The organism is Flavobacteriales bacterium (assembly GCA_016712535.1).
Lineage (GTDB): Bacteria > Bacteroidota > Bacteroidia > Flavobacteriales_F > PHOS-HE28 > PHOS-HE28.
In genome coordinates this window covers 841,041-862,997 of record JADJQW010000002.1, presented here as the reverse complement: position 1 = coordinate 862,997, position 21,957 = coordinate 841,041, and the positions used below count along the sequence as shown (strand labels likewise).

Annotated in this window: 23 protein-coding genes, 1 tRNA gene and 1 other RNA gene; 8 read left to right on the top strand and 17 right to left on the bottom strand. The window is 62.2% G+C overall.

Features of this window, described 5'->3' with window-relative positions:
* Nucleotides 1-171: a hypothetical protein gene (locus tag IPK70_03465; GenBank protein MBK8226216.1), complete on the top strand. Its 171-nt coding sequence runs from the start codon at nucleotides 1-3 to the stop codon at nucleotides 169-171.
* Here IPK70_03465 and IPK70_03460 read toward each other — a convergent pair whose 3' ends face one another.
* On the bottom strand, nucleotides 172-972 hold the full coding sequence (locus tag IPK70_03460; protein ID MBK8226215.1) for a TIGR00266 family protein: 801 nt from the start codon (nucleotides 970-972) through the stop codon (nucleotides 172-174).
* 88 nt (nucleotides 973-1,060) lie between these two features.
* Here IPK70_03460 and IPK70_03455 point away from each other — a divergent pair, with 88 nt between their 5' ends.
* The 3 genes from IPK70_03455 (at nucleotide 1,061) to IPK70_03445 (ending at nucleotide 4,723) form a co-directional block, all read left to right on the top strand.
* On the top strand, nucleotides 1,061-3,175 hold the full coding sequence (locus IPK70_03455) for a tungsten formylmethanofuran dehydrogenase (protein ID MBK8226214.1): 2,115 nt from the start codon (nucleotides 1,061-1,063) through the stop codon (nucleotides 3,173-3,175).
* 2 nt (nucleotides 3,176-3,177) lie between these two features.
* Nucleotides 3,178-3,816 carry a phospholipase gene (locus tag IPK70_03450; GenBank protein MBK8226213.1) on the top strand — a complete coding sequence of 213 codons (639 nt, stop codon included), beginning with the start codon at nucleotides 3,178-3,180 and terminating at the stop codon, nucleotides 3,814-3,816.
* Nucleotides 3,817-3,910: 94 nt separating this feature from the next.
* Nucleotides 3,911-4,723 carry a T9SS type A sorting domain-containing protein gene (locus tag IPK70_03445; protein MBK8226212.1) on the top strand — a complete coding sequence of 271 codons (813 nt, stop codon included), beginning with the start codon at nucleotides 3,911-3,913 and terminating at the stop codon, nucleotides 4,721-4,723.
* A 60-nt stretch (nucleotides 4,724-4,783) separates the two neighbouring features.
* On the opposite strand, the gene IPK70_03440 is transcribed toward IPK70_03445, so the two are convergent.
* Nucleotides 4,784-6,670 (bottom strand): M1 family metallopeptidase, encoded by a 1,887-nt coding sequence (locus IPK70_03440; protein MBK8226211.1) that lies wholly within the window; start codon nucleotides 6,668-6,670, stop codon nucleotides 4,784-4,786.
* Nucleotides 6,671-6,750: 80 nt separating this feature from the next.
* Nucleotides 6,751-6,824: transfer RNA gene (locus IPK70_03435), tRNA-Pro, on the bottom strand.
* 344 nt (nucleotides 6,825-7,168) lie between these two features.
* Here IPK70_03435 and IPK70_03430 point away from each other — a divergent pair.
* The 3 genes from IPK70_03430 to trxB are packed head-to-tail and all read left to right on the top strand — an operon-like array spanning nucleotide 7,169 to nucleotide 11,547.
* Complete coding sequence (locus tag IPK70_03430) at nucleotides 7,169-9,577, top strand: TonB-dependent receptor (protein MBK8226210.1); 2,409 nt, start codon at nucleotides 7,169-7,171, stop codon at nucleotides 9,575-9,577.
* A complete protein-coding gene (locus tag IPK70_03425) occupies nucleotides 9,559-10,545 on the top strand; it encodes a DUF4249 domain-containing protein (GenBank protein ID MBK8226209.1) in 987 nt (328 codons plus the stop codon). The genes IPK70_03430 and IPK70_03425 overlap by 19 nt, the downstream gene beginning before the upstream one ends.
* A gap of 51 nt (nucleotides 10,546-10,596) precedes the next feature.
* A complete protein-coding gene (trxB, locus tag IPK70_03420; protein ID MBK8226208.1) occupies nucleotides 10,597-11,547 on the top strand; it encodes a thioredoxin-disulfide reductase in 951 nt (316 codons plus the stop codon).
* Nucleotides 11,548-11,555: 8 nt separating this feature from the next.
* Here the strand turns inward: trxB and IPK70_03415 are convergent, their stop codons facing one another.
* From IPK70_03415 to IPK70_03400, 4 genes are all read right to left on the bottom strand, one after another.
* Entirely contained in the window at nucleotides 11,556-12,503 is a 948-nt protein-coding gene (locus tag IPK70_03415) for a hypothetical protein (GenBank protein ID MBK8226207.1), read from the bottom strand.
* Between the two features lie 2 nt (nucleotides 12,504-12,505).
* Nucleotides 12,506-13,222: a hypothetical protein gene (locus IPK70_03410; protein MBK8226206.1), complete on the bottom strand. Its 717-nt coding sequence runs from the start codon at nucleotides 13,220-13,222 to the stop codon at nucleotides 12,506-12,508.
* 116 nt (nucleotides 13,223-13,338) lie between these two features.
* Nucleotides 13,339-13,729: RNase P RNA component class A (rnpB, locus tag IPK70_03405), an RNA gene on the bottom strand.
* Between the two features lie 80 nt (nucleotides 13,730-13,809).
* Entirely contained in the window at nucleotides 13,810-14,397 is a 588-nt protein-coding gene (locus IPK70_03400; GenBank protein ID MBK8226205.1) for a Smr/MutS family protein, read from the bottom strand.
* Nucleotides 14,398-14,416: 19 nt separating this feature from the next.
* Between IPK70_03400 and IPK70_03395 the strand changes: the two genes are divergently transcribed.
* Complete coding sequence (locus IPK70_03395; GenBank protein ID MBK8226204.1) at nucleotides 14,417-15,184, top strand: TonB family protein; 768 nt, start codon at nucleotides 14,417-14,419, stop codon at nucleotides 15,182-15,184.
* Between the two features lie 4 nt (nucleotides 15,185-15,188).
* On the opposite strand, the gene IPK70_03390 is transcribed toward IPK70_03395, so the two are convergent.
* Genes IPK70_03390 through IPK70_03345 form a run of 10 tightly spaced genes read right to left on the bottom strand, consistent with a single transcriptional unit; the run spans nucleotide 15,189 to nucleotide 21,936 of the window.
* The gene (locus IPK70_03390) at nucleotides 15,189-15,674 is read right to left on the bottom strand and encodes a sterol desaturase family protein (GenBank protein MBK8226203.1); all 486 of its coding nucleotides are present in this window, start codon (nucleotides 15,672-15,674) and stop codon (nucleotides 15,189-15,191) included.
* Nucleotides 15,671-16,171 carry an SRPBCC family protein gene (locus IPK70_03385; protein MBK8226202.1) on the bottom strand — a complete coding sequence of 167 codons (501 nt, stop codon included), beginning with the start codon at nucleotides 16,169-16,171 and terminating at the stop codon, nucleotides 15,671-15,673. The genes IPK70_03390 and IPK70_03385 overlap by 4 nt, the downstream gene beginning before the upstream one ends.
* A gap of 1 nt (nucleotide 16,172) precedes the next feature.
* A complete protein-coding gene (locus IPK70_03380) occupies nucleotides 16,173-16,334 on the bottom strand; it encodes a hypothetical protein (GenBank protein ID MBK8226201.1) in 162 nt (53 codons plus the stop codon).
* Entirely contained in the window at nucleotides 16,335-16,496 is a 162-nt protein-coding gene (locus IPK70_03375) for a hypothetical protein (GenBank protein ID MBK8226200.1), read from the bottom strand. It lies immediately after the preceding gene.
* 2 nt (nucleotides 16,497-16,498) lie between these two features.
* Nucleotides 16,499-17,845 (bottom strand): deoxyribodipyrimidine photo-lyase, encoded by a 1,347-nt coding sequence (locus IPK70_03370; GenBank protein MBK8226199.1) that lies wholly within the window; start codon nucleotides 17,843-17,845, stop codon nucleotides 16,499-16,501.
* Nucleotides 17,845-18,528, bottom strand: a complete 684-nt coding sequence (gene folE, locus IPK70_03365; protein ID MBK8226198.1) for a GTP cyclohydrolase I FolE — start codon at nucleotides 18,526-18,528, stop codon at nucleotides 17,845-17,847. The genes IPK70_03370 and folE overlap by 1 nt, the downstream gene beginning before the upstream one ends.
* 22 nt (nucleotides 18,529-18,550) lie before the next feature.
* A complete protein-coding gene (gene idi / locus IPK70_03360; GenBank protein ID MBK8226197.1) occupies nucleotides 18,551-19,093 on the bottom strand; it encodes an isopentenyl-diphosphate Delta-isomerase in 543 nt (180 codons plus the stop codon).
* Between the two features lie 5 nt (nucleotides 19,094-19,098).
* The gene (locus IPK70_03355; GenBank protein ID MBK8226196.1) at nucleotides 19,099-19,941 is read right to left on the bottom strand and encodes a phytoene/squalene synthase family protein; all 843 of its coding nucleotides are present in this window, start codon (nucleotides 19,939-19,941) and stop codon (nucleotides 19,099-19,101) included.
* A complete protein-coding gene (gene crtI, locus IPK70_03350; protein ID MBK8226195.1) occupies nucleotides 19,938-21,425 on the bottom strand; it encodes a phytoene desaturase in 1,488 nt (495 codons plus the stop codon). Before crtI ends, IPK70_03355 begins: the two co-directional genes overlap by 4 nt.
* Before the next feature lies 1 nt (nucleotide 21,426).
* A complete protein-coding gene (locus tag IPK70_03345; protein ID MBK8226194.1) occupies nucleotides 21,427-21,936 on the bottom strand; it encodes an RNA polymerase sigma factor in 510 nt (169 codons plus the stop codon).
* Nucleotides 21,937-21,957: the final 21 nt, after the last annotated feature.

Below are 21,957 nucleotides of genomic sequence, written 5' to 3'. Positions count from 1 at the left end.
ATGGCGAAGAAGCGCATCACGAAGAAGGAGCTCGACGCCATCGAGCGCGCCGCGAAGCGCGAGGCTCAGAAGGCCGCTGGCGCTTTGGATGGGCGCTACCGCCCACGCGTGGTGAAGAGCAAGAAGGGCTATGCGCGGAAGCCGAAGCACCCGCCGGCGGAGGAAGCCTGATCAGTTATCGCCGTCGAGCATGCGGCCCAAGCCGCCGAGGATGCTGCCCTCTTCCTTCCCGCGGCCGCCAGCCTTCGGCGAAGCGGCGATGATGTTATCCGCGAGCCTGCTGAATGGCAACGACTGTATCCACACATGGCCCGGCCCGCGCAGCTGCGCGAAGAACAAGCCCTCGCCGCCGAAAAGCGTGTTCTTGATCCCGCCTACGAACTGGATATCGTAATCGATGGTCTGCGTCATGGCCACCAGACAGCCGGTATCCACGCGGAGCATCTCTCCGGGCGCCAGATCGCGCTGCACGGTGGTGCCGCCGGCGTGTATGTACACTTGGCCATCGCCCTCCAGCTTCTGCATGATGAAGCCCTCACCGCCGAAGAGGCCCGCGCCCAAGCGCTTCTGGAAGGCGATCCCGATGCTCACGCCTTTGGCCGCGCAGAGGAAGCTGTCCTTCTGGCAGATCAGTTTGCCTTGGTAGTCGCGCAGATCCAGCGGCATGATCTTGCCGGGGTAGGCCGCCGCGAACCAGGCCGTGCGGCGCACCTGGCTCTGGTTGGTGTAAGTGGTCATGAAGAGGCTCTCACCGGTGAGCAGGCGCTTGCCCGCGCCGAGCATCTTGTCCAGGAAGCCCTGCTGCTGCCCGCGCCCATCGCCGAAGATGGTCTGCATGGCGATGCCTTCATCCATCATCATCATCGTGCCTGCTTCGGCAACGACGGTCTCTCCGGGGTCGAGTGTGATCTCGACGCATTGCATGTCGTCACCGACTATGCGGTGATCGAGTTCGTGGGCTTGGCGGGTCATGGGATTACGGAATGATGGGGCGAAGCTATCGCGGCGAAATCCCGAAGCTGCACCAGCCATCCTCTACCTTAGCCGCTCACGCACCACTATGGCCTTCACCGCCACCAAGAGACTTTCGAAGTCTGGCGTAGCGCCGGACCAGGACACCCTGCTCCGCGCCTGGGACCTGATGTGCACGGCCAAGGCCATGACCGAGCTCTATGAGGAGCACTTCAAGCTCACGAGCAAGTACGTGCATGCCACCAGCCGGGGCCATGAGGCGATACAGCTCGCGCTGGGCATGCAGCTGAAGGCACAGGACTTCGTAGCGCCGTACTACCGGGATGACAGCATCCTGCTGGCCATCGGCATGGAGCCTTATGAGCTGATGCTGCAATTGCTGGCCAAGCGCGACGACCCCTTCAGCGGCGGCCGTACCTATTACGGCCATCCCAGCCTGCGCCGCACGGGCATGCCGCGCATCCCCCACCAGAGCAGCGCAACCGGCATGCAGGCGATACCCACCACCGGCATCGCGCTCGGCCTCTGGTACAAGGAACAGGCGGGCATCGTGCACGACTTCAATGGAAGCAGCGATCAGGACGCGCCAGTGGTGGTGTGCTCGCTCGGTGATGCTTCCGTGACCGAGGGCGAGGTGGCCGAGGCCTTCCAGATGGCCGTGCTGAAGAAACTGCCCATCATCTACCTGGTGCAGGACAACGAGTGGGACATCAGCGCCAGCGCCGACGAGATCCGCGTAGCCGATGCGAGCGAATACGCGAAGGGCTTCCCCGGCCTCGAGGTTCGCAAGGTTGATGGCGCCGACTTCATCGCGAGCTACGGCACGCTGAATGAAGTGATCGGCCTCGTGCGCAAGGAGCGCCGTCCGTTCCTGGTGCATGCCAAGGTGCCGCTGCTCAACCACCACACCAGCGGGGTTCGCATGGAGTTCTACCGCAGCGAGGAGAACCTGGCCGAGCACCGCAAGCGCGACCCCTTCCCGCGCTTCTTCCAGCAATGCCTCGACAATCGCCTGCAACTCGATGGCCTCAAGCAGATCGAGCAGAAAGCCATCGCCCGGGTGAAGGCCGACTTCGAGCGCGCCCGCGCCGCAGATGACCCCGCGCCAGAGGACCTCACCACGCATGCCTTCGCTCCTACGCCAGTAACCGAAGAGAGAGGCGATCGCGCGCCGAAGGACCGTCAACCCACGGTGATGGTGGACAGCGCGCTCTTCGCCATCCGCGAGCTGATGCAGGAGGATCCACGCTGTTTGCTCTATGGACAGGACGTGGGTGCGCGCCTCGGCGGCGTGTTCCGTGAGGCGGCAACGCTCGCGCGCGATTTCGGCGGGCACCGCGTGTTCAACACGCCGATCCAGGAGGCCTTCATCATCGGCAGCACCGTAGGCATGAGCGCCGCTGGCTTGAAGCCGATCGTCGAGGTCCAGTTCGCCGATTACATCTGGCCAGCGCTCAACCAGCTCTTCACCGAGGTGGCGCGCTCGTGCTACCTCACCGTGGGCAAGTGGCCGGTGAGCTGCATCCTGCGCGTGCCGATCGGCGCCTACGGCAGCGGCGGCCCCTACCATAGCAGCAGCGTGGAGAGCGTGCTCTGCAACATCAAGGGCATCAAGGTGGCCTACCCCAGCACCGGCGCCGACCTGAAAGGGCTGATGAAGGCCGCCTACCACGACCCTAATCCCGTGGTGATGCTGGAGCACAAGGGCCTCTACTGGAGCAAGATCAAAGGCACCGAGGAAGCGAAGACCGTTGAGCCCAGCGCTGATTACATCATCCCCTTCGGCAAGGCGCGCTTGGTGCTGGAGGCCGAAGCCGATGCGGTGGCCAAGGGCGAAGCGGCGGTGATCGTCACCTATGGCATGGGCGTGTATTGGGCCAAGGCCGCCGCGAAGGATTTCCCGGGTCGCGTCACCATCATCGACCTGCGCACCTTGGTTCCTGTGGACGAGGAGACCGTGATGGATGCGGTGCGAAGGCATGGGCGCTGCATCGTGGTCACCGAGGAGCAGCTCACCAATTCCTTCGCGCAAGCCTTAGCATCGCGCATCGGCGATGCGTGCTTCGAGCTGCTCGATGCGCCGGTGCGCACGCTCGGCTCAGTTGACATGCCGGCGATCCCGCTCAACAGCACGCTCGAGGCGGCGATGATCCCGAGCGCGGAGAAAGTCGCAGGGGCGCTGAAGGACCTCCTCGCCTATTGACCGTGGACGAGCGCTTCATCCGCGTGCAGCGCACAGCGCGCTACCATGTGCTGGGCACCTTGGTGGCATCACCCGAACTCTGGATCGTGATCCATGGCTACGGCCAATTGGCACGCTACTTCCTCAACAATTTCAAAGGACTTGAAGAGGAGCGCTGCATCATCGCGCCGGAAGGATTGAGCCGCTTCTACCTCGATGCCGAGCATTCGCGGGTGGGTGCGACGTGGATGACCCGTGAGGACCGGCTGCACGAGATCGATGACCATGTGGGCTACCTCGATGCCCTGTGCGCTGAACTTCTCCGACAGGCCATGCCCGGAGCGCGATTGAATGTGCTCGGCTTCTCGCAAGGGGTGCCCACAGCGGCGCGCTGGGCGATCCGAAGCTCCACACCGATCCGGCGCGCAGTGCTATGGGCAGGCTCGCTGCCGCCGGAATTGGACCGCGAAGCGCTTTCGAGATGGCGCCATATGCCCGTTGATCTGGTGCTCGGTGATCGCGATGAGTACGCCGGCACGAAGGAATTGGAGGCCCAGGCCCTGCGCCTGCAGCAAGCGGAAGTGCCGCATCGCACGCATCGCTTCGCAGGCGGGCATGCGCTGGAGCCCGTACTGCTGGGTCGGCTCATCCAAGGCGATTAGCCTTTCAACCGTGCTGCGAACAGGGCGTCACAGGTTCACATCGCCAAGCGAGCATCCGGTTAGCTTCACGGTCGAACCTTCAAACCCGACACGCATGAGATACCTTCTATTCGCGGCTGCTTCCATCGCATTCGGCGCATCGGCAATCGGTCAGGCCACCAATTATCCGAACGGCAGTTTGGTCGCCGACTTCACGGTCACCGATACCCATGGCAACGTGCATAACCTCTACAGCTACACCTCGCAGGGCAAGCACGTGATCCTTGACTTCTTCTTCGATACCTGCGGGCCCTGCCAAGCCACCTCGCATTACTTCAGCCAGCTCCACGAGACCTATGGCTGCAATGCAGGCGACATCATCTGCATCGCCATGAACAACGGCACGGACACGAACGCGGAGGTGGATGCGTATGAGTCCACCTATGGCGGACCATGGTCACATCCGCCAGCCATCGGCATCGAAGGCGGCTGCACCCCCGTTGACAATGCCTTCGGCGTGAATGCCTATCCGACTTATTGCCTCATCGGGCCTGATAACCTGATGAAGAACCAGGACATCTGGCCGCTCGCGGACATGAACACCTTCGTGCAGGCCTTTCCCGCTGGCAGCAGCATCACCCCGACCAGCTGCCTCGTGGGAATCGGTGAACAAGGCGCGTTGGCCTCGTTCAGCGCATACCCGGTGCCGAGCACGGGAATCCTGACACTCTCGCTTCCCGGTAATCTGCAAGGCGGAGCGCAGGCCGAAGTCACCGATGCCGCCGGCCGCAAGGTGCATTCCGTTCGAATGATGGGCACGAGCCAGTCCTTGCTCGATCTCTCGGGACTGGCCGATGGCCAATACCTGGTGCGCGTCACAGGTGCCGATGGCAGCTCAGGCATCAGCCGCGTCGCGATCAGCCGCTGAGTGATCGATGATGCCGCAAGAAGCCCCGGATGATCCGGGGCTTTTCGCTTTCGGGCATTGCTAGAATTTCGCTGCCGGGCGATTCTCCTTCCACGCCAACAGCTCATCGAGGCTGCGCACGCTAACGCTATGGTAGTTGCCGCGCGCTGCGGTGTAGATGGTGTGCGCCATCAGGCGGCCCTTCTCGCTCTTGTTCAGCTCCGCGTAAAGCGGCAAGAGGAATTTCCTGCGGCCCACCGTGGTGAGGAACTGATCGAGGCGGTCGAAGGCGGGATCGAAATCGTTGCGTATGCAGAGCTCGAGCCAGGCGCTGAGCACTTCAGCATTGCCGTTGGCCGTGAAAGCGAAGGCCTCGTCAAGCTCCTTCATCTTCTCGCTGTCGAGGCCCTCTGGCAAGTGGCGCAGGAAGTGCATCCAATGAAAGGTGGTCCAGCCTTGCACATCGATCTGTTCGGCGGCCGTGCCGGAGGCCCAACGCGCGATCTCCGCCTCCACCTTCGCGAAGCTGTCGCTCTGCGGCTCAATGGCGTTGTCCGGCAAACCCGCGCCATCGATCCACTCAGCAACGTTCAGCTCAATGCCTTCGGGCTTCAGCAGGTGATCGTCCAGATAGGCCACGAAGTCGTCGGTGGTCATGCTGCGGAATGCATGCGCATCGAAGTAACCGCGCAGGAAGGCGTCGAACTTGGCGCGACCTGCCTTCTCTTCCAGGAGCTTCAGCAAAGCGAATCCTTTCTCGTAGGCCACATCGTTCATGCCTTCGTCAGGGTCGCGGCCCTCGAGGTGCAAGCGCAGATGCGTATCGGCATGCTGGCCCTTGCCCTCAAGCTTGGCGATGGTGGCGTGCAGGTCCTGGCGGCCGAGCAATTGCAGCATGCGTGCGTACTCGTCACCATAAACGGCTTCACAGATGCGGTTCTCGAAATAGACGGTGAAGCCCTCGTTCAGCCAGAAGTCGTTCCAGGTGGCGTTGGTCACCAGATTGCCGCTCCAGCTGTGCGCGAGTTCATGCGCGACCAATGCGGTGAGCGAGCGATCGCCAGCCAGGATCGTGGGCGTGGCGAAGGTGAGCCGCGGGTTCTCCATGCCACCGAAAGGGAAGCTGGGCGGCAGCACGATCACATCGTAGCGGCCCCAGCGATAATCGCCGTATAGCGCCTCGGCGGTGGTGAGCATCCTCTCCATGTCGGCGAATTCCCACGCGGCCTTCTGCACCAGGTCCGGCTCGGCGTAAACCCCGGTGCGCTCGCCAACGGGCACGAAGGCCAGGTCGCCCACGGCCAAGGCGATAAGGTAGGCGGGGATGGGCTGTTCCATCCTGAAAGCGTACGCGCCATCGGCGTTCACCTCCGTGGGATTCTCGGCGCTCATCACGGCCATGAGGCCCTTCGGCACCCGCATGCTGGCTTCGTAGGTGAAGCGTATGCCAGGACTGTCCTGGATCGGGATCCAGGTGCGGGTGAGGATGGCCTGTCCTTGCGTGAAGAGGAACGGGTGCCGTTTACCGGAAGTCTGCTGCGGCTTGAGCCATTGCAGCGCACGCGCACCGGGCCCGGTGCGGTAGGCGATGGTGACCGACCGCGTGCCGGGCGCCAACGTCACCGTCAGCGCTCGTCCCAGGAAGCTCGTATCTCCAAGGCTGTAAGCGGTCTCTTCGCCATCATCCAAGGTCACGCGTTCAATGTCGAGGCCATCCGTGTCGAATACGATCCGCTCCGCGTCCTTGGCCATTGCAATGTCGTACCGGGCAGTGCCGCTCACTTGCTCCGCCTCCATGTCAACCTCCAGGTCGAGCGATAGGTGCGTGATGCGCGCCTCCTGCGGACGGGCGTGGCTGTGGGGGTCCATGGTGAAGATGGGCTGATTATCCTTCGGCTCCGGCTCATGGGAACATCCGGCCATGATGAAGAGCAGGGCTGCGGCGGGCGCGAAGGTGAGTGAGCGCATACGGCTTGGGCGAATTGAAGAGGCGGAAACGGAGAGGCAAATGTGAAGGCCCCCGGCGATTCCGGGGGCCTTTCGACCAGTCGGGGTGACTGGATTCGAACCAGCGACCACTTGCACCCCATGCAAGTGCGCTACCGGGCTGCGCTACACCCCGAAGAGGGCGCGAATGTAGCAAAGCACCTCAGCCCGCAAGGACATGGCACATCGCTCAAGCAGCTCTTCACCCCGCCAGGCTGATGCTGATGGCCACCAGCGCCAGGAGCAGGTACACGGCAAGCGTCAGGAAGCCATGGCCGTTGCGCCGCATCGGGGTTAATCGTTCCATGGCAGGAGGTGCGGGCGAATGTGAGAGGCGCTCCGGTGCTGCTGCGCTAAGCGCAGGTAAAGTCTCTGTTCAATGCGAACAAGTCCGTGTGAATCGTGTTTGACGGGCGGCAACCGCTTGGGACCAATGGGTGGAAGCGCCCATCCATCGCAGGTAGTTTTGCCGCCCCGATCATGACGCTGCGCCAACTCCTTGCGGGCTATGCCCTTCTTCTCCCCTTCTTCATCAGCGCCCAGAAACAGGTCACCATCAGTGGCTACGTGAAGGATGCCACCAGCGGAGAGGCGCTGATCGGCGCTAACGTGTACCTCAAGGAGACCATGCGCGGCGCGGCTACCAACGTGTATGGCTACTATGTGCTCAATGTGGAACCCGGCACGCATACCGTGGCCATGAGCTACATCGGGTACGAGGACTTCACCAGGAACGTGACGCTCAGCGCCGACCTCAAGCTGAACATCGAGGCGCGACCGAAGGCCATCCTCGCCCAGGAAGTGGAGATCGTGGGCGAGCGCAAGCAGGAGAACACCGAGGATACGCGGATGGGCACCGTTGACCTCGACGTGCAGCGCCTGCAGACCCTGCCGGCCCTTCTCGGCGAAGTGGACATCCTGAAGACGATCCAGTTCCTGCCCGGCGTTCAGAACAACGGCGAAGGAAACAGCGGCTTCTATGTGCGCGGCGGCGGACCGGACCAGAACCTGATCCTGCTCGATAATGCCACGGTGTACAATGCCAGCCATCTGTTCGGCTTCTTCAGCGTGTTCAATGCCGATGCGGTGAAGAACATCGAGCTGATCAAGGGCGGCATGCCCGCCAACTACGGCGGGCGGATCTCCTCGGTGCTCGACATCAACATGAAGGAGGGCAATGAGAAGCGATTCCAGGCGCAGGGCGGCATCGGCCTGATCGCCAGCCGACTCACCATCGAAGGCCCCATCGTGAAGGACAAGGCCTCGTTCATCGTGAGCGGTCGCCGCACCTACATCGATGTGCTCACCAAGCCCTTCATCAACGAGAGCAGCCCCTTCGGGGGCAGCGGCTACTACTTCTACGACCTCAACGCCAAGGCCAACTACACCTTCAGCGACAAGGATCGATTGTTCGTGAGCGGCTATTTCGGGCGCGATGTGTTCTCCTTGCAGCGCGGCGGATCGGGCGGTCCCGGCATCCGGATCCCTTGGGGCAACAGCACCCTGAGCGCCCGCTGGAACCACGTCTTCGGCCCCAAGCTCTTCCTGAACACCACGGCCACCTTCAGCGACTACAGCTTCCTCTTCGACGCCGCACAGGACCAATTCCGCTTCAAGCTCTTCAGCGGCATCAAGGACTACGGCCTGAAGGCCGATCTGGGCCACTACCCCAACGGGAGGCACCGCCTCAAGTACGGCGCGCAGTACATCTATCACGTTTACACCACCAGCACGGTGGATGTGAGCAGCGGCGAAACGCAGTTCAACATCGATACGCCGCCCAAGCTGCACGCGCATGAGAGCGCCGTGTACGCCCTCGATGAGATCGACCTCACCGACGCGCTGCGCATCAATCTGGGCCTCCGCTTCAGCCGATTCGATCACGTGGGGCCCTACACCCGCTACATCGTTGACGAGCGCGGCCGTTCGGTCGGCAAGGAAGAGATCGCGCCGGGCGCCCCCATCCATACCTACCAGGCCCTGGAGCCGCGCATCAGCCTGCGCTACCGCACCGGCCGCACCAGCAGCATCAAGGCCTCCTTCAACCAAGGCCAGCAATACGTTCACCTGGCCAGCTTCAGCAGCACCGCACTGCCCACCGATGTGTGGATACCCAGCAGCACGCGCGTGAAACCGCAGATCGGCACCCAATACGCGGCCGGCTACTTCCGCAATTTCCTCGATGACCTGATCGAGGCCTCCGTGGAGGGCTATTACAAGGATTTCAAGAACCTGATCGAGTACGCCGATGGCGCAAGCCCTCAGGACAACGGCAACACCAATTACGACCAGCAGCTGGTCTTCGGCAACGGCTACAGCTACGGTGCTGAGCTCTTCGTGAAGAAGCGCACCGGCAAGCTCACCGGCTGGCTGGGCTACACCTGGAGCCGCACCATGCGCAGCTTCCCGGACATCAACAACGGCGATGAGTTCCCCAGCCGCTGGGACCGCCGGCACGACCTGAGCATCGTGGCCACCTACGAGCACAACAAGCGCTGGACCTTCGGCGGCGCCTTCGTTTACGCCACGGGCCAAGCCGTGACGATCCCCGTGAACCGCTACTTCGTGGAAGGCCAGCTCGTAAGCGAGTACACCGAGCGCAACGGCTACCGCATGGCCCCCTTCCACCGCCTTGATCTCAGCGCCACCCTCAACGGCCGAGAGACGCGCGAGGTGAAGGACCCCGCAACGGGCGAGACCAAGGTGGTGCCCAAGAAACTCGTGAGCAGCTGGAACTTCGGCGTGTACAACGCTTACAACCGGCAGAACCCCTACTTCATCTACTTCGACACCGCAGGCAACCCCAGCGATGGCAGCTTCCAGGTGGTGGCCAAGCAAGTGTCGCTCTTCTCCATACTCCCCTCCATCACATGGAACTTCAAATTCTGAGCGCCAGGCCATCGCTCCTAATCGCAGCGATGGGCCTGCTCCTTGCGGGCTGCGACAAAGAGATCAACGTGGACCTTCCGGAGACCGAATCGAAGGTGGTGGTGGAAGGCAACATCGAAACGGGACAAGCCCCCATCGTCTTCCTCACGCGCACCCAGAGCTTCTTCGCTCCCACCAGCGTGGCCAGCATCGCAGGCACCTACATCAGCGATGCCGTGGTCACCGTGAACGACGGCGACAGCACCTACACCCTCACGCGGCTCTGCAGCGACCTGATCCCCGACTCGCTCATCGATGAGGTGGCCGCGCAGACCGGCGTGAGCGCCGACCTGCTGCGCGCTGCGCGGATCTGCGCATGGACCTTCCTGAACAACGAATTGCTGGGTGAAGAGGGCCGCACCTACAGCCTGCGCGTGGAAACCGAAGGAAAGACGCTCACGAGCGTGACCACCATCCCGCATGGCGTTGCCCTTGATAGCGCTTGGTTCAAACTGGACGATCCTTCCCCGAATGCCGATGATTCGCTCGGCTTCCTTTGGGCTCGCCTGAGCGACCCCGATACCGCAGGCAATGCCTATCGGTGGTTCGCCCGCCGCATCAACCTTGGTGCCGATGGCCAACCGAAGGATTCGCGCTTCATCTCGCCATTCTTCGGCGTTTTCGAGGACCGATACATCGACGGCCTCACCCTCGACTTCAACTACAACCGCGGCAATGAACCGTACAGCCAGGCAGAGGACGACATCAACGAGGAGCGAGGCTATTTCAAGCGCGGCGATACCGTTGTTGTCAAGTTCTCGAGCATCGGCCTGAACGAGTTCCGGTTCTTCAACTCCTTCGCCAACAACGCCTCCTCGCAGGGTGATGTGTTCAGCAACCCCTCGAATATCCGCAGCAACATCGACGGTGGCCTGGGCGCGTGGGTCGGATACGCCCCACGCTTCCGCACCGTGGTGTGCCAGCCGTGACGACCATCACCATCGGGCGCTGACGGCCGCAGCTAGATTTGCGGCCCCAACATGAGCACTTCGCCTGAGCACGTCCATTGCCTGATCATTGGATCAGGGCCGGCCGGTTATTCCGCCGCCATCTACGCAGCACGCGCAGACCTGAAGCCCTTGATGATCGAAGGACCGCTGCCCGGCGGCCAGCTCACGCAGACCACTGAAGTGGACAACTATCCCGGCTACCCGAAAGGACGGACCGGTCCGGAGATGATGGAGGACCTGAAGATGCAAGCCCTTCGTTTCGAGACCCGAATCCGCAACGGATGGGTGACCAAAGTCGATTTCAGCGGCCCAGTGCACAAGGTCTGGGTGGATGAGAAGGAGGAAATCCACGCCGATACGGTGATCATCAGCACCGGCGCGAGCGCGAAGTGGCTGGGGCTGCCCAACGAGATCCGCCTGCGCGACATCGGTGGCGGGGTAACGGCCTGCGCCGTGTGCGATGGCTTCTTCTATCGCGGCCAGAGCGTGGTGCTCGTGGGCGCCGGCGATAGCGCGTGCGAAGAGGCCACCTACCTCGCCAAGCTCTGCCCCAAGGTGTACATGCTCGTGCGCAAGGACCACTTCAAGGCCAGCAAGGCAATGGTGCACCGCGTGGAGAGCACGCCGAACATCGAGGTGCTCTTCAACACCGAGGTGAAGGATGTGCTGGGCGAACATGCGGTTGAAGGCGTGCTCACCATCAACAAGGTGAGCGGCGAAGAGCGTAGGCTCGATGTCACAGGCCTTTTCATAGCCATTGGCCATACCCCTGCCACGGAGATCTTCAAGGGCCAGCTCGAGATGGATGAGGCCGGCTACCTGAAGCACGATCCCGACCGCACCAGCACCAAGGTGCCCGGCGTATTCGTCGCTGGTGACTGCGCCGACAAGGTGTACCGCCAAGCGGTGACCAGTGCTGGCAGCGGCTGCATGGCGGCCTTGGATGCGGAGCGCTGGCTCGCCGCACAAGGCAAGCACTGAGCGCCTCTTCAGGGTTCTGTCCTCCAGTCGCTGTATTCGATCCAGAACCGCACGAGCTCGCGCTGCTCGAAGGGGATGTCCCAGTCGCCATCGTAGTGGACGCGCACGGGCACGAGGGCATCGCCGACCCGGATGTTGCGAACGCTGATGGCGATGTCGAAGTCGAGGAACACGGAGGCGTGCGCGATCCGGTAGCTGCGCGCCAGGACATCGAATGTGCCCTGATCGAACCAGGTGTCCATGGTCTTGATCACGGTCTTGCCGTCGCGGTGCTCGGGCTTGGCCGCCGCGCTGAACACCCAGCAGGGCCGGTCGCCGCGCGTGTCGCTCCAGATGCGGAAATCGTAGAGCGGCGCCATATCAGGGCTGAAGAGCGCGAGCTTCTTGCCGATGAAAGGCACGCTGGCGATCTCGGTGCCGGGGTCGAACATGAACTTCTTCAGCTCGCCCTTGTACTTCTCGAACCGGCTGCCGCGCTCCACCACGAGCTTGCGTCCCGCCACGGTGTTGTCCGCGGTGAAGCCGCCCTTCGGGAAGAACACGTCATCGTACATCTCGATGGTGAGGTAGCGGAAGCGCCCCTTGCGATCGCGGAGCCTGCCGGTCTCGCTCAACGAATCGATCACTTGCTGCGCGCTGCGGCCATCGCGCACCAATCGCGCCCTGCGGAAGAGCGTTGCTGATTCCCGCTCATCCTTGCGGCGCACGCGCGCCTCGCTGCGCAGCGCGTGCGGATGATAGCGCGTGTTCAGGAATGCCTTGTGGAAGCTGCTGTCGGTGCGCACGCGGTGCACGAAGGCCTCCACATCGAAGCCCTGGGCCTGCGCGGAGATCACGACCTCGTCGAGCGCGATGTGCCGGAGCAGGGTGTCGGGCTGGGAAACTCCTGAAAAGGGGGAAAGGCAGGCTGAAAGGAGAAATGGGAAAGTCGAGAGCTGAAGCTGGAAAGGGCGCATCGCTAATGCCTGCGGGTGGGGCCGAGGCTGCCGTACAGCTCGTACTTCTTCTTCACGAAGAGGAGGAACTCGTACTGCGTTAGTCCCTTGATCACCTCATCGGGCACTGCGCAGAAATCGATGAAGTCGTCGAAGGAATCGTCGCTGAGGTTGATGATGTCGTACTCGACGTATTGCTGCAGCAGCTCCCGGAGCAGCGCGCGCTTGCGGTCCTCGTTGCGCATCTGCGCCACCAGGCGCTTGCTGCGCTCGCGACGGCTGAACTCCTGGTAGAGGAAGGTGATCGGGCTCTGCAGCGCATCCACCGAGCTGATGCGGTAATCACTCTCCTTGTAGCCGAGCTTCTCGATGTCCTTCTGGATCTGCTGCAGGGTGCGCTGGCTGAGCACCTCCACGGCAGCGAGCTGGTACTGGAGGGGCAGCAGGCGAACGGCCACCCGGTAGCTCGGCTTGGGCAGGCTGTCGCGCATGCAGATCAATGTGGTGCGGTGGCCCACGGAGCCGATCATGATCGTATCGGTCTGCAGCGCCTGCACCATGAAGCTTCCGTCGGGATTACCGAAGGCCCCGCTGCGCGTGCGCTTGTTCACTATCATGAGGTCGTAATAGGCGCGGTCGTTGGAGCTTGAGCTCACCTGGCCATGAATGGTGACCAGCTCCTGGCCGCACGCTTCAGCAGCAAGGAGTGAAATGATGGACGCGAAGAGGATGGCGCGCATGCGAACGCTCAAAGGTATCGGGCCGCCATTGGCAGCTTCCGGGCCAGAGGTCGCCGCCTGCGAAAAAAGGTGAAGGGCCCCCGCCTCGGCATGCGCCGCGCGAAGGCCCTTCATGAAGAGCCTGTGCATCTGTAAGCCGGGTCCTGTTCCTGCCTTGCGGCGGGCCTCCACCATCTATCTAGTCCCGCCGTCGCCAGCGGGATCGATCGACCTACCCTCCGGGATCGGACGAGCCGCCCTTATCCGCCTTGCGGCGGAGCCCCGGTATACATGGTCTTTCAGCCCGTGGGGTTTACCAAGCCGCCGATGTCGCCACCGGCGCTGGTGGGCTCTTACCCCACCTTTTCACCCTTACCCTCCTTGCGGATGGCGGTCTCCCTTTCTGCGGCACTTTCCGTAACGCCACCGTTCCCAGTGGCGCCCCTTCCCGTTAGGAAGCACGGTGCCCTACGCTGCCCGGACTTTCCTCCGCAGTTCTGCAAATGCGGCGGTGGAGCGATGCACAGGTTTGTCAAAGAACTTCTGAGGTTGGGGGTTGTAGGTTCATCGGAGGTAGAGGGTTGGACTTCCCGCCACCCCCAACCTCTTCAGCCCCTTCCCCTGAGTATCTCAACCTCCGTTGCCCCCACGCCATAGCGCCGCATGTCGGCATCATGGAAACGGACGCCATCGTAATACTGGAGCATCTTCCGCACCTCTTCGCGCAGCACGCCTTCTCCAACGCCGTGTATGACGATGAGCTTTCGCTTGCCGTTGCGGATGGCGCTCTCCAGGGCCCGCTCGAAGTAGCGGATCTGGTACTCGAGCTTCTCGCCGTCGCTCAACCTTGTTTCGTCCTCCACCAGCTCGTGCAGGTGAAGGTCCACCTCGGCCACGCTGTTGTCCTCGGGCTTCTTCGGCGTCTTGCCGGGACGGATCGGCGATCTGCTGCGGCGCTTCTCCTCGAGCAGTTCATTGGCCACGCGCATGCCCACGGCATGGTCGCTCACGCGCAAATGGGCAGCACGTGAACCTTCGGCCACTCGCACCAACCGTTTTTCCGGCACCTCCAACTCGAAACCGTCATCGGTGCGCAGCAGCACATGGCCCGGACGTCCGGCCCGCAGCACCACCCCACCGCCCACGTCATCGATGAACGAGACACGGTCGCCTTGCTGCAACTTTACCGCTGCCATGCGGCGAAATTAGCCCCCGATGAAACGCCAACTCCTTCAATTCGCGATCTGCGCCTGGATCCCGGCATTCGCCCAAGCACAAACCGAGGGCAGCTGCATGGCCCAAGGCGGGCGAGCGGCCCTCGATAAACTCTTCGAGCAGGAACTGGGGTTCCCGGCCGTTGCGCTCGAAGCTGGCTTCAAAGGCGAAGTGGTGATAGCATCGAGCCTCGCTCCAGATGGATCGGTGAAGTCGATCAAAGTGGGCAAATCCCTGTCTCTTGAATGCGACCAGGAAGCACTCCGTTTAGCCCGGATGATACTCTGGCGCCCGGTCACTGCCGGGGAATCGTGCAGCAGCTCCGAGATCTTCCTGGCCATCCCCTTCGAGCCGGGCAAATACAAGCGCTGGCTCAAGGACCGCCTCCCTCGAACCGGCGAGCGCTTCGGATTTCCTGCTGATACGAGCCTTGCCGTGCTCAGCCCCAAGCAGCTCGATTCGCAAGTGGCGCCTTCGATCCCGGGCGGCATGGCGGGGCTCCCTGCCTACATCGGCAAGGAGATGCGTTACCCCAATGAGGCCATGCGCTACAGCCTCGAAGGCACCGTGAAAGCGGAATTCGTGGTGGAGCCCACGGGGAGCATCAGCAACATGCATGTGCTGCAATCGGTGGGCGGCGGCTGCACCGATGAAGCGCTTCGGCTGCTCTATCGCATTCCGTGGACACCCGCACTGAAAGACGGCAAGCGCGTGCGCAGCGTACTTCAAGTGCCGATCCGCTTCGATCTGCCCAAGCAGCGGCAGTGATGCCTCAGGCCGCCGCCTTCTGCGCCAGCATGCGCTTGGCCTCGCGGTAATACTTGAAGGGCACCACCAGCATGCCGAAGCACTCGCCGTGCTCCTTGCCCAAGTGCTTGTGATGCGCTTTGTGCGCGCGGCGGATGGCGAGGAAGTACGGATTGCTCGTATTCCGCAGCCACTTGATGCGCTGGTGGATGAAGACCTCGTGCACGAAGAAGTAGAGGATTCCGTAGATGAGGATGCCCAAGCCTATCCAGAGCCAGGGGGTATGCAGGCCAAGCACGCTGCCCGCGATGAAGCAGCCCATCGACGGCACAGCGAAGATCAGGAAGAAGCTGTCGTTGCGCTCGATGAAGTTGTAGTGGTCCTTCTTGTGGTGATCGCTGTGCAGGTTCCAGAGGAAGCCGTGCATCACGAACTTGTGCGTGGCCCAAGCCACGAACTCCATGAAGGCTGCCGTGCCGAATACGATGGCGATGATGGCCCAGATGCTCATGCTCGGGGAACGTTCAGGTCCACGCTCCTGTTCGCTGCAGGGCCGAAGAGCGCTTCGAGCACGGCCCAGCGGTGATCGAAGATGCGCTTCAGGCGGCCTTTCACCACCCAATCGTGCATGAGCTCTCCCAATGGCCCCAGCGGCAGCTCGTACTCCACCCGGTCACGCATGAGCACTCCGCCTTCCACTTCCTCGAAGCTGTGCTCGTGCCACCAACGCCTGTAAGGGCCGCGCAACTGGGTGTCCACGAACTTGTAAGGGGCCTGCACTTGTTCGATGCGCGTGACCCATGTGAGCGGGATGCCGAACAGCGGCTTCACCGTGTAGGTGATGAGCTGCCCGGAAAAGGCCGGGCGCTCATCGAAAGGCTCGCGGATGGCGAAGCCCATTTCAATGGGCGTGATCCGCGCGAGATTACGGGGCGTGCTGAAGAACTCCCAAGCCTCGCTCAGCGTGGTCCTGAGCAATTGGCTGCGCTCAAGGACATGCTTGGCCATGCTACTTGATCACTTCAAGCTTCGGGTAGCGCTTCCGCCAGTTCTCCAGCGCTTTCTGGCTGCTCACGGTGATCACCGTGCGCGCATCGAGGCGGACCTTGATCTCCTTCACGCCTTTCTTGATGGGGCGCTCCAGGATCAGCGCTGGTTTCTTGCGGGGCATCTAGCTGATGATTTCGAGCTTGGGGTAGCGTTGGCGCCAGAACTCAAGCGCTTTATGGCTGGCAAGTGTAATCACTGTGCGGGCATCCAAGCGGACCTTGATGGCCTTTAGGCCGTTCTTCACCGGCTGGGTGAGGATGAGGGCTTTCTTTTTCCGTGGCATGGCTATGCGAAGAGATTGGTTTGCTGGTCGCTCGCTTTTCCCGCGCCTGACAGGGCTTCCTTGAAGACCCGTAAGACCCGGTCGCGCGCTGCTTCATGAACAACCATAGGACGCGCATAGTTGGCCGATCCGTACTCTGGCACCCAGCGCTTTACATAGTTTAACTGAGGGTCGAAGCGCTCCTGCTGTAATCGGGGGTTGAAAACCCGGAAGTAGGGCGCCGCGTCACAGCCTGATCCTGAGGCCCATTGCCAGCCTCCATTGTTGCTGCTGAGCTCGAAGTCGAGCAGTTTGGCCGCGAACCAGGCCTCGCCCCAGCGCCAGTCGATGAGCAGGTGCTTGGTGAGGAAGCTGGCCACCACCATCCGCACCCGGTTGTGCATCAGGCCGGTAGCGGCCAATTCACGCATGCCTGCATCCACCAGCGGATAGCCAGTGCGCCCTTCGCACCAAATCGAGAATTCCGTTTCGTCGTTCCTCCAAACGATCCGGTCGTAGGCTGGCTTGAAGGCGTTCCCTGAATTCGGGAAGTGCCAGAGGATCTGCATGTAGAACTCGCGCCAGATGAGCTCGTTCAGGTACTTGGGGCTCGACTTCAGGCTACGACGCACCAGCTCGCGCACGCTCACCGTGCCGAAGCGCAGATGGGTGCTCATGCGGCTGGTGCCGATGATGCTGGGCGTGTCTCGAGTCCGTTCGTAGTTGGTGAGCAGCCTCTCGTTCAAGCCGATGGGCGGGGCCTGAAGGTCTGTGGACAAGAAGCCCATCTGCTCCAATGACGGCATGGTCATGGGCTCCGTCCTCCAAAGGCGGTTCAAGAGGTCTTCGCTGGGGTGGGGCGCCGCCATCTCGGGAGTGAAGAGCCCCCGCCATCTCCGCATGTACGGCGTGTACACGGTGTAAGGCCCTTCATCGTCCTTCCTCACCTCGCCGCGCTCGAAGATGCTGATGTCCTTGAACGTGCGGAAGGGGATCCCGCGCGCGGCAAGCAGCTCGCCCACAGCGGCGTCCCGAGCGATGGCATAGGGCTCGTGGTCGTGATTCGTGGTGACAGCGGTGATGTCGAAGCGATCCAGCAGCCGATTCCACACCTCGATGGGCTTGCCGTGCTCCACCAGCAGCGAAGAGCCGCGCTTCGCCAGTTCTGCTTGAATGCCACGAAGCGCGCGGTGGATGAAATCGACACGGCGATCGGCTTTGTCCTCGAGCTTGTCGAGGATCTCCGTGTCGAAGATGAAGAGCGGCAGCACGTCGCCGTGATCGCGGAACGCGCGGAACAGCCCGTGGTTGTCCTCGAGCCGCAGGTCGCGGCGGAACCAGTGGATGCTGAGGCGGGGCTTGGGGGCCACTAGTTGCGCACGCAGGTCAGGAACTCGGAGCGCACCGCCGCATCATCGAAGCGTCCGCTGAAGTGGCATGTTACCGTGCTGCTGCATTCATCCTTCACGCCTCGCAGTTTCACGCACATGTGCTCTGCATCGATCAGCACGGCCACGTCCTCGGTGCGCAGCACCCGCTTCAATTCGGCTGCGATCTGCTCAGTGAGGCGCTCCTGCACCTGCGGTCGGGCGGCGTAATACTTCACGATGCGGTCGAGCTTGCTGAGGCCGATGACCTGGCCGCTGCTGAAATAGGCTACCGCGGCCTTGCCGATGATGGGCACGAAATGGTGCTCGCAGAAGCTATGCACGGTGATGCCGCGTTCCACCAGCATGCCCTTGTAGCCGAACTTGTTGGCGAAGAGGGTGGGCTCCGGCTTGGTCCCCGGATCCAAGCCATTGAAGACCTCGTTCACGAACATCTTCGCCACGCGCTTGGGCGTGCCCTGCAGGCTGTCGTCCGCGAGGTCGAGCCCAAGGGTTTCCATGATGCCGCGGAAGTGATGCTCGATGCGCGCGATCTTCTCCTCTGGAGCGAGCTTGAAGGCATCAGAACGCATCGGGGTGTCGATGGCCGCCGCTATCTGCCCGCGCTCCGGTTCTTCCAGGGGCAGGGCGAAAGGGATCACCGCGCCGTTCTTCTTCATCAGCATGTTGTGACTGTTCTGGTTGGTGTCAGGCGGCCTTGCGGGCCAGTTCGGCGCGCACGCGAGACCAGCATTCGCGGAGCCACACGGTGTAGCGCTCCGGATGCGCCTCGAGGTCGGCCCCCAGCCTGTCCGGATGCAAATAGTCCCACCCATCAGCCTCGTCGGCGGCGGGGTTCGGCCGGCCGGAGAAGGAGCCGAAGAACACATGGTCCAGTTCATGCTCGTGCAGGCCATTGTCGAAGCGGGCCTTGTACAGGAAGCTGAAGCGGTGCTCGACCTCTACGCTGATGCCCATCTCCTCAACGAGGCGGCGGCGCGCGGCAACCGCCACGGGCTCGCCCGGACGCGGATGACTGCAGCAGGTGTTGGTCCACAGGCCGGCGCTGTGGTACTTGCCCGGAGAGCGGCGCTGCAGCAGCAAGCGGCCCTGGTCATCGAAGAGGAACACCGAGAAGGCCCGGTGCAGCGCGCCTTCCTGGTGCGCGCGCAATTTGCCCATGGTGCCGATCGCCTCGTCGCGCTCGTTCACCAGCACCACCTGATCCTCGTTCAACGCTTGGTCCTGCATGGTGTTCAGAGCATGCCGAAGCTGTGGCGCAGGTAGCTGGTGGTGAGCAGGGCGATCTTCCGGCGGTTGCGCACCCGCACCCGCTCCTGCATGATGCGCCCGGCAGGCAGCGCCTTGATTTTGCGGAAGAGGTTCAGGTAGTAGATGTAGGCCATGTACACCCCGAAGCGAGCGCCCTTGGGCAGCTGGCGGATGCCGATCAGCGCCGCATCGAAGTCCGCTTGGATATCGGCCTCGATGGCCCGCTTGGTGTCCTCGTCCCAGCGGCTCATATCGATGCCGGGGAAGTAGGTGCGGCCAAGATTCTGGTGGTCGTCCTTCAGATCACGCAGGAAATTCACCTTCTGGAAGGCAGCGCCCAGCTTCATGGCGGCGGGCCGGAGCTTCTGGTAGAGTGGCTCGTCGCCCTCGCAGAAGACGCGCAGGCACATCAGGCCCACCACCTCGGCGCTGCCCAGGATGTAGGTCTCGTAGCTGCCCTGATCATGGCGCGTGTCCGTGAGGTCCATGGCCATGCTGTCGAGGAAGGTGTCGTAAAGCTCGCGCTCGATGCGGTACTGGTTCACCACGCGCTGGAAGCTGTGCAGGATGGGGTTGAGGCTGATGCCCTCGGCGATGGCGCGGTAGGTGTCTTCGCGGAAGCGCATGAGCAGGCTGTCCTTGTCGAAGCCATGGAAGGTATCCACGATCTCATCGGCGAAGCGCACGAAGCCATAGATGGAATGGATCGGCTCATGGAATCTCTTGTCGAGCGAGCGTATCCCCAGTGAGAAGGAGGTGCTGTAGCTGTAGGTGGTGTGTCGGCTCGCCTTAAGGCACACCTTGTCGTAGAGCGCGATCGTATTCATAGGATGACGGATTCAGGAGCGAATTCCTTTGCGACCAGGTCGGCCACCACTTGCCCGCTGATGATCGCGGGAGGCACGCCGGGGCCGGGCACGGTGAGCTGCCCGGTGTAGTAAAGGCCTTCCACCTTTCGGCTCTTCATGCTGGGGCGCAAAGGGCCGGTCTGCATGATGGTGTTGGCCATGCCATAAGCGTTGCCGCGGAACGCGTTGTAATCGGCCTTCAGGTCATTGATGCTGTAGCTCCGCTTGAGCACGACATGCGGGCGCGGGTCGAAGCCAAGATGCTTGCCCAAGCGTTCCATCACGATGTGGTAATAGCGCTCCCGGGTCTCCCCTTCGTCAACGAGCCCTGGCGCGATGGGGATGAGGATCACCATGTTCTCCTTCCCTTCAGGCGCCACGCTGGGGTCGGTCTTGCTCGCGCAGCTGGTGTAGAACAGCGGCTTGCTGGGCCAAGCAGGGTTGTCATAGATCTCCGCGCTATGCCGGTCCAACGACTCATCGAAGAAGAGCGTGTGGTGCTCCAGGTCGGGCAGCCTTCGATCGAAGCCGAGATAGAACAGCAATCCGCTCGGGGCCATGGTGCGCTTGGTCCAGTAGTCCTTGCTGTAGCCACGAGCAGCTTCAGGAAGCAGCTCCTGGTCCGCATGGTGGTAGTCGGCGCCAGCCACCACGATATCGGCCTTCAGCACGCCCTCGCTGAGCTCCACGCCAATAGCCTTGCCGCTCTCCACCAGAATGCGCTTAACGGGGGCGCCGCAGCGGATAGTGGCGCCTTGCTTCTCGGCCACACGCACGAAGCCATCGACCACCTTGCCCATGCCCCCTAAGGGGTACCAGGTGCCAAGCTCCATGTCGGCGTAGTTCATCAGGCTGTACAAAGCCGGCGTGTTCTGCGGCGCTGCCCCTAGGAAGAGCACGGGGAACTCCATGAGCAGGCGCAGACGCTCATCGGCGAAGTGCGCCTGCACATGCTTGCGCAGGCTGCGGAATACTTTAGTCTTCAACAGGCCGCCAATGAGGCCGGGATGCATGTACTCGCCCCAACTCAGCGAGGGGCGGTATACCAGCTCGCCCATGCCGAGGTCGTACTTCAGTTTGGCCTCTGCGAGGAAACGTTCGAGCTGGGCACCGGCACCTCTCTCCTTGCTCTCGAAGAAGGCTCGGAGCTCGATGGGGTCTGCCGGGATGGCCCATTTCTCTCCTGGCCCGAAGACCACACTGTAGGAAAGGTCGAGCCGGATCAAGTCGTAGTGATCGCGGACACGCTCGCCGAAGTCAGCGAAGAAGCGCTCGAACACTTCGGGCATCCAATAGAAGCTGGGCCCCATGTCGAAGGTGAAGCCGTCTTCGCTCCATGTGCGCGCACGGCCACCGGGCTGTGCGTTCTTTTCGAGAACGGTCACCCGGAAGCCCTTTCGCCCCAACGAGGCGGCAGCCGCCAAGCCGGCAAAGCCTGAGCCGATGACCACAACGTGCTTCATCTCAGTTCTGGACGTTCTTGTCGGTAAGCATCTCCTGCAATCGCTGGCGTGCTTGGTGTATGCGGCTCTTCACGGTTCCGATGGGAATGCCCATGTGCTCGGCGATCTCATGGTACTTGTAGCCTTCGTGATGCATGAGGAACGGCGTGCGGAAAGCCTCGTCCAAGCGTTCCAAGCTACGGTCGATCTCACTGCGTTTGACATTGGCCTCAACCGATGCAGGCGTTTGCACTCGGCTCACCACCTCCCGCTCACGCTCCACGGAGTCCAAAAGCACGCGGGTACGCTTATTGCGCCGATGACCGTTGATGAAGGTGTTCTTCACGATCGTGTACACCCACGCCTTGAAATTGGTGTTGTCGCGGAATTTGTCGCGAAAGGTGATTGCCCGGAGCATGCTTTCCTGCACCAGGTCAAGCGCGTTATCGCGGTCCTTGGTGAGGCCGAGGGCGAAGTAGTACAACTGCTGCCGCAGGCTAAGAAGCTGGTGGTTGAACTCGAGGGTTGACATGATTTTGTTCAGTGTTATGCG

Excerpts from the sequence above, each read along its gene's own strand:
- IPK70_03465 (MBK8226216.1), top strand. The coding sequence starts at position 1 with ATGGCGAAGAAGCGCATCACGAAGAAGGAGCTCGACGCCATCGAGCGC.
- IPK70_03460 (MBK8226215.1), bottom strand. The coding sequence starts at position 972 with ATGACCCGCCAAGCCCACGAACTCGATCACCGCATAGTCGGTGACGAC.
- IPK70_03455 (MBK8226214.1), top strand. The coding sequence starts at position 1,061 with ATGGCCTTCACCGCCACCAAGAGACTTTCGAAGTCTGGCGTAGCGCCG.
- IPK70_03445 (MBK8226212.1), top strand. The coding sequence starts at position 3,911 with ATGAGATACCTTCTATTCGCGGCTGCTTCCATCGCATTCGGCGCATCG.
- IPK70_03440 (MBK8226211.1), bottom strand. The coding sequence starts at position 6,670 with ATGCGCTCACTCACCTTCGCGCCCGCCGCAGCCCTGCTCTTCATCATG.
- IPK70_03430 (MBK8226210.1), top strand. The coding sequence starts at position 7,169 with ATGACGCTGCGCCAACTCCTTGCGGGCTATGCCCTTCTTCTCCCCTTC.
- IPK70_03425 (MBK8226209.1), top strand. The coding sequence starts at position 9,559 with ATGGAACTTCAAATTCTGAGCGCCAGGCCATCGCTCCTAATCGCAGCG.
- trxB (MBK8226208.1), top strand. The coding sequence starts at position 10,597 with ATGAGCACTTCGCCTGAGCACGTCCATTGCCTGATCATTGGATCAGGG.
- IPK70_03415 (MBK8226207.1), bottom strand. The coding sequence starts at position 12,503 with ATGCGCCCTTTCCAGCTTCAGCTCTCGACTTTCCCATTTCTCCTTTCA.
- IPK70_03410 (MBK8226206.1), bottom strand. The coding sequence starts at position 13,222 with ATGCGCGCCATCCTCTTCGCGTCCATCATTTCACTCCTTGCTGCTGAA.
- IPK70_03400 (MBK8226205.1), bottom strand. The coding sequence starts at position 14,397 with ATGGCAGCGGTAAAGTTGCAGCAAGGCGACCGTGTCTCGTTCATCGAT.
- IPK70_03395 (MBK8226204.1), top strand. The coding sequence starts at position 14,417 with ATGAAACGCCAACTCCTTCAATTCGCGATCTGCGCCTGGATCCCGGCA.
- IPK70_03390 (MBK8226203.1), bottom strand. The coding sequence starts at position 15,674 with ATGAGCATCTGGGCCATCATCGCCATCGTATTCGGCACGGCAGCCTTC.
- IPK70_03385 (MBK8226202.1), bottom strand. The coding sequence starts at position 16,171 with ATGGCCAAGCATGTCCTTGAGCGCAGCCAATTGCTCAGGACCACGCTG.
- IPK70_03380 (MBK8226201.1), bottom strand. The coding sequence starts at position 16,334 with ATGCCCCGCAAGAAACCAGCGCTGATCCTGGAGCGCCCCATCAAGAAA.
- IPK70_03375 (MBK8226200.1), bottom strand. The coding sequence starts at position 16,496 with ATGCCACGGAAAAAGAAAGCCCTCATCCTCACCCAGCCGGTGAAGAAC.
- folE (MBK8226198.1), bottom strand. The coding sequence starts at position 18,528 with ATGCTGATGAAGAAGAACGGCGCGGTGATCCCTTTCGCCCTGCCCCTG.
- idi (MBK8226197.1), bottom strand. The coding sequence starts at position 19,093 with ATGCAGGACCAAGCGTTGAACGAGGATCAGGTGGTGCTGGTGAACGAG.
- IPK70_03355 (MBK8226196.1), bottom strand. The coding sequence starts at position 19,941 with ATGAATACGATCGCGCTCTACGACAAGGTGTGCCTTAAGGCGAGCCGA.
- crtI (MBK8226195.1), bottom strand. The coding sequence starts at position 21,425 with ATGAAGCACGTTGTGGTCATCGGCTCAGGCTTTGCCGGCTTGGCGGCT.
- IPK70_03345 (MBK8226194.1), bottom strand. The coding sequence starts at position 21,936 with ATGTCAACCCTCGAGTTCAACCACCAGCTTCTTAGCCTGCGGCAGCAG.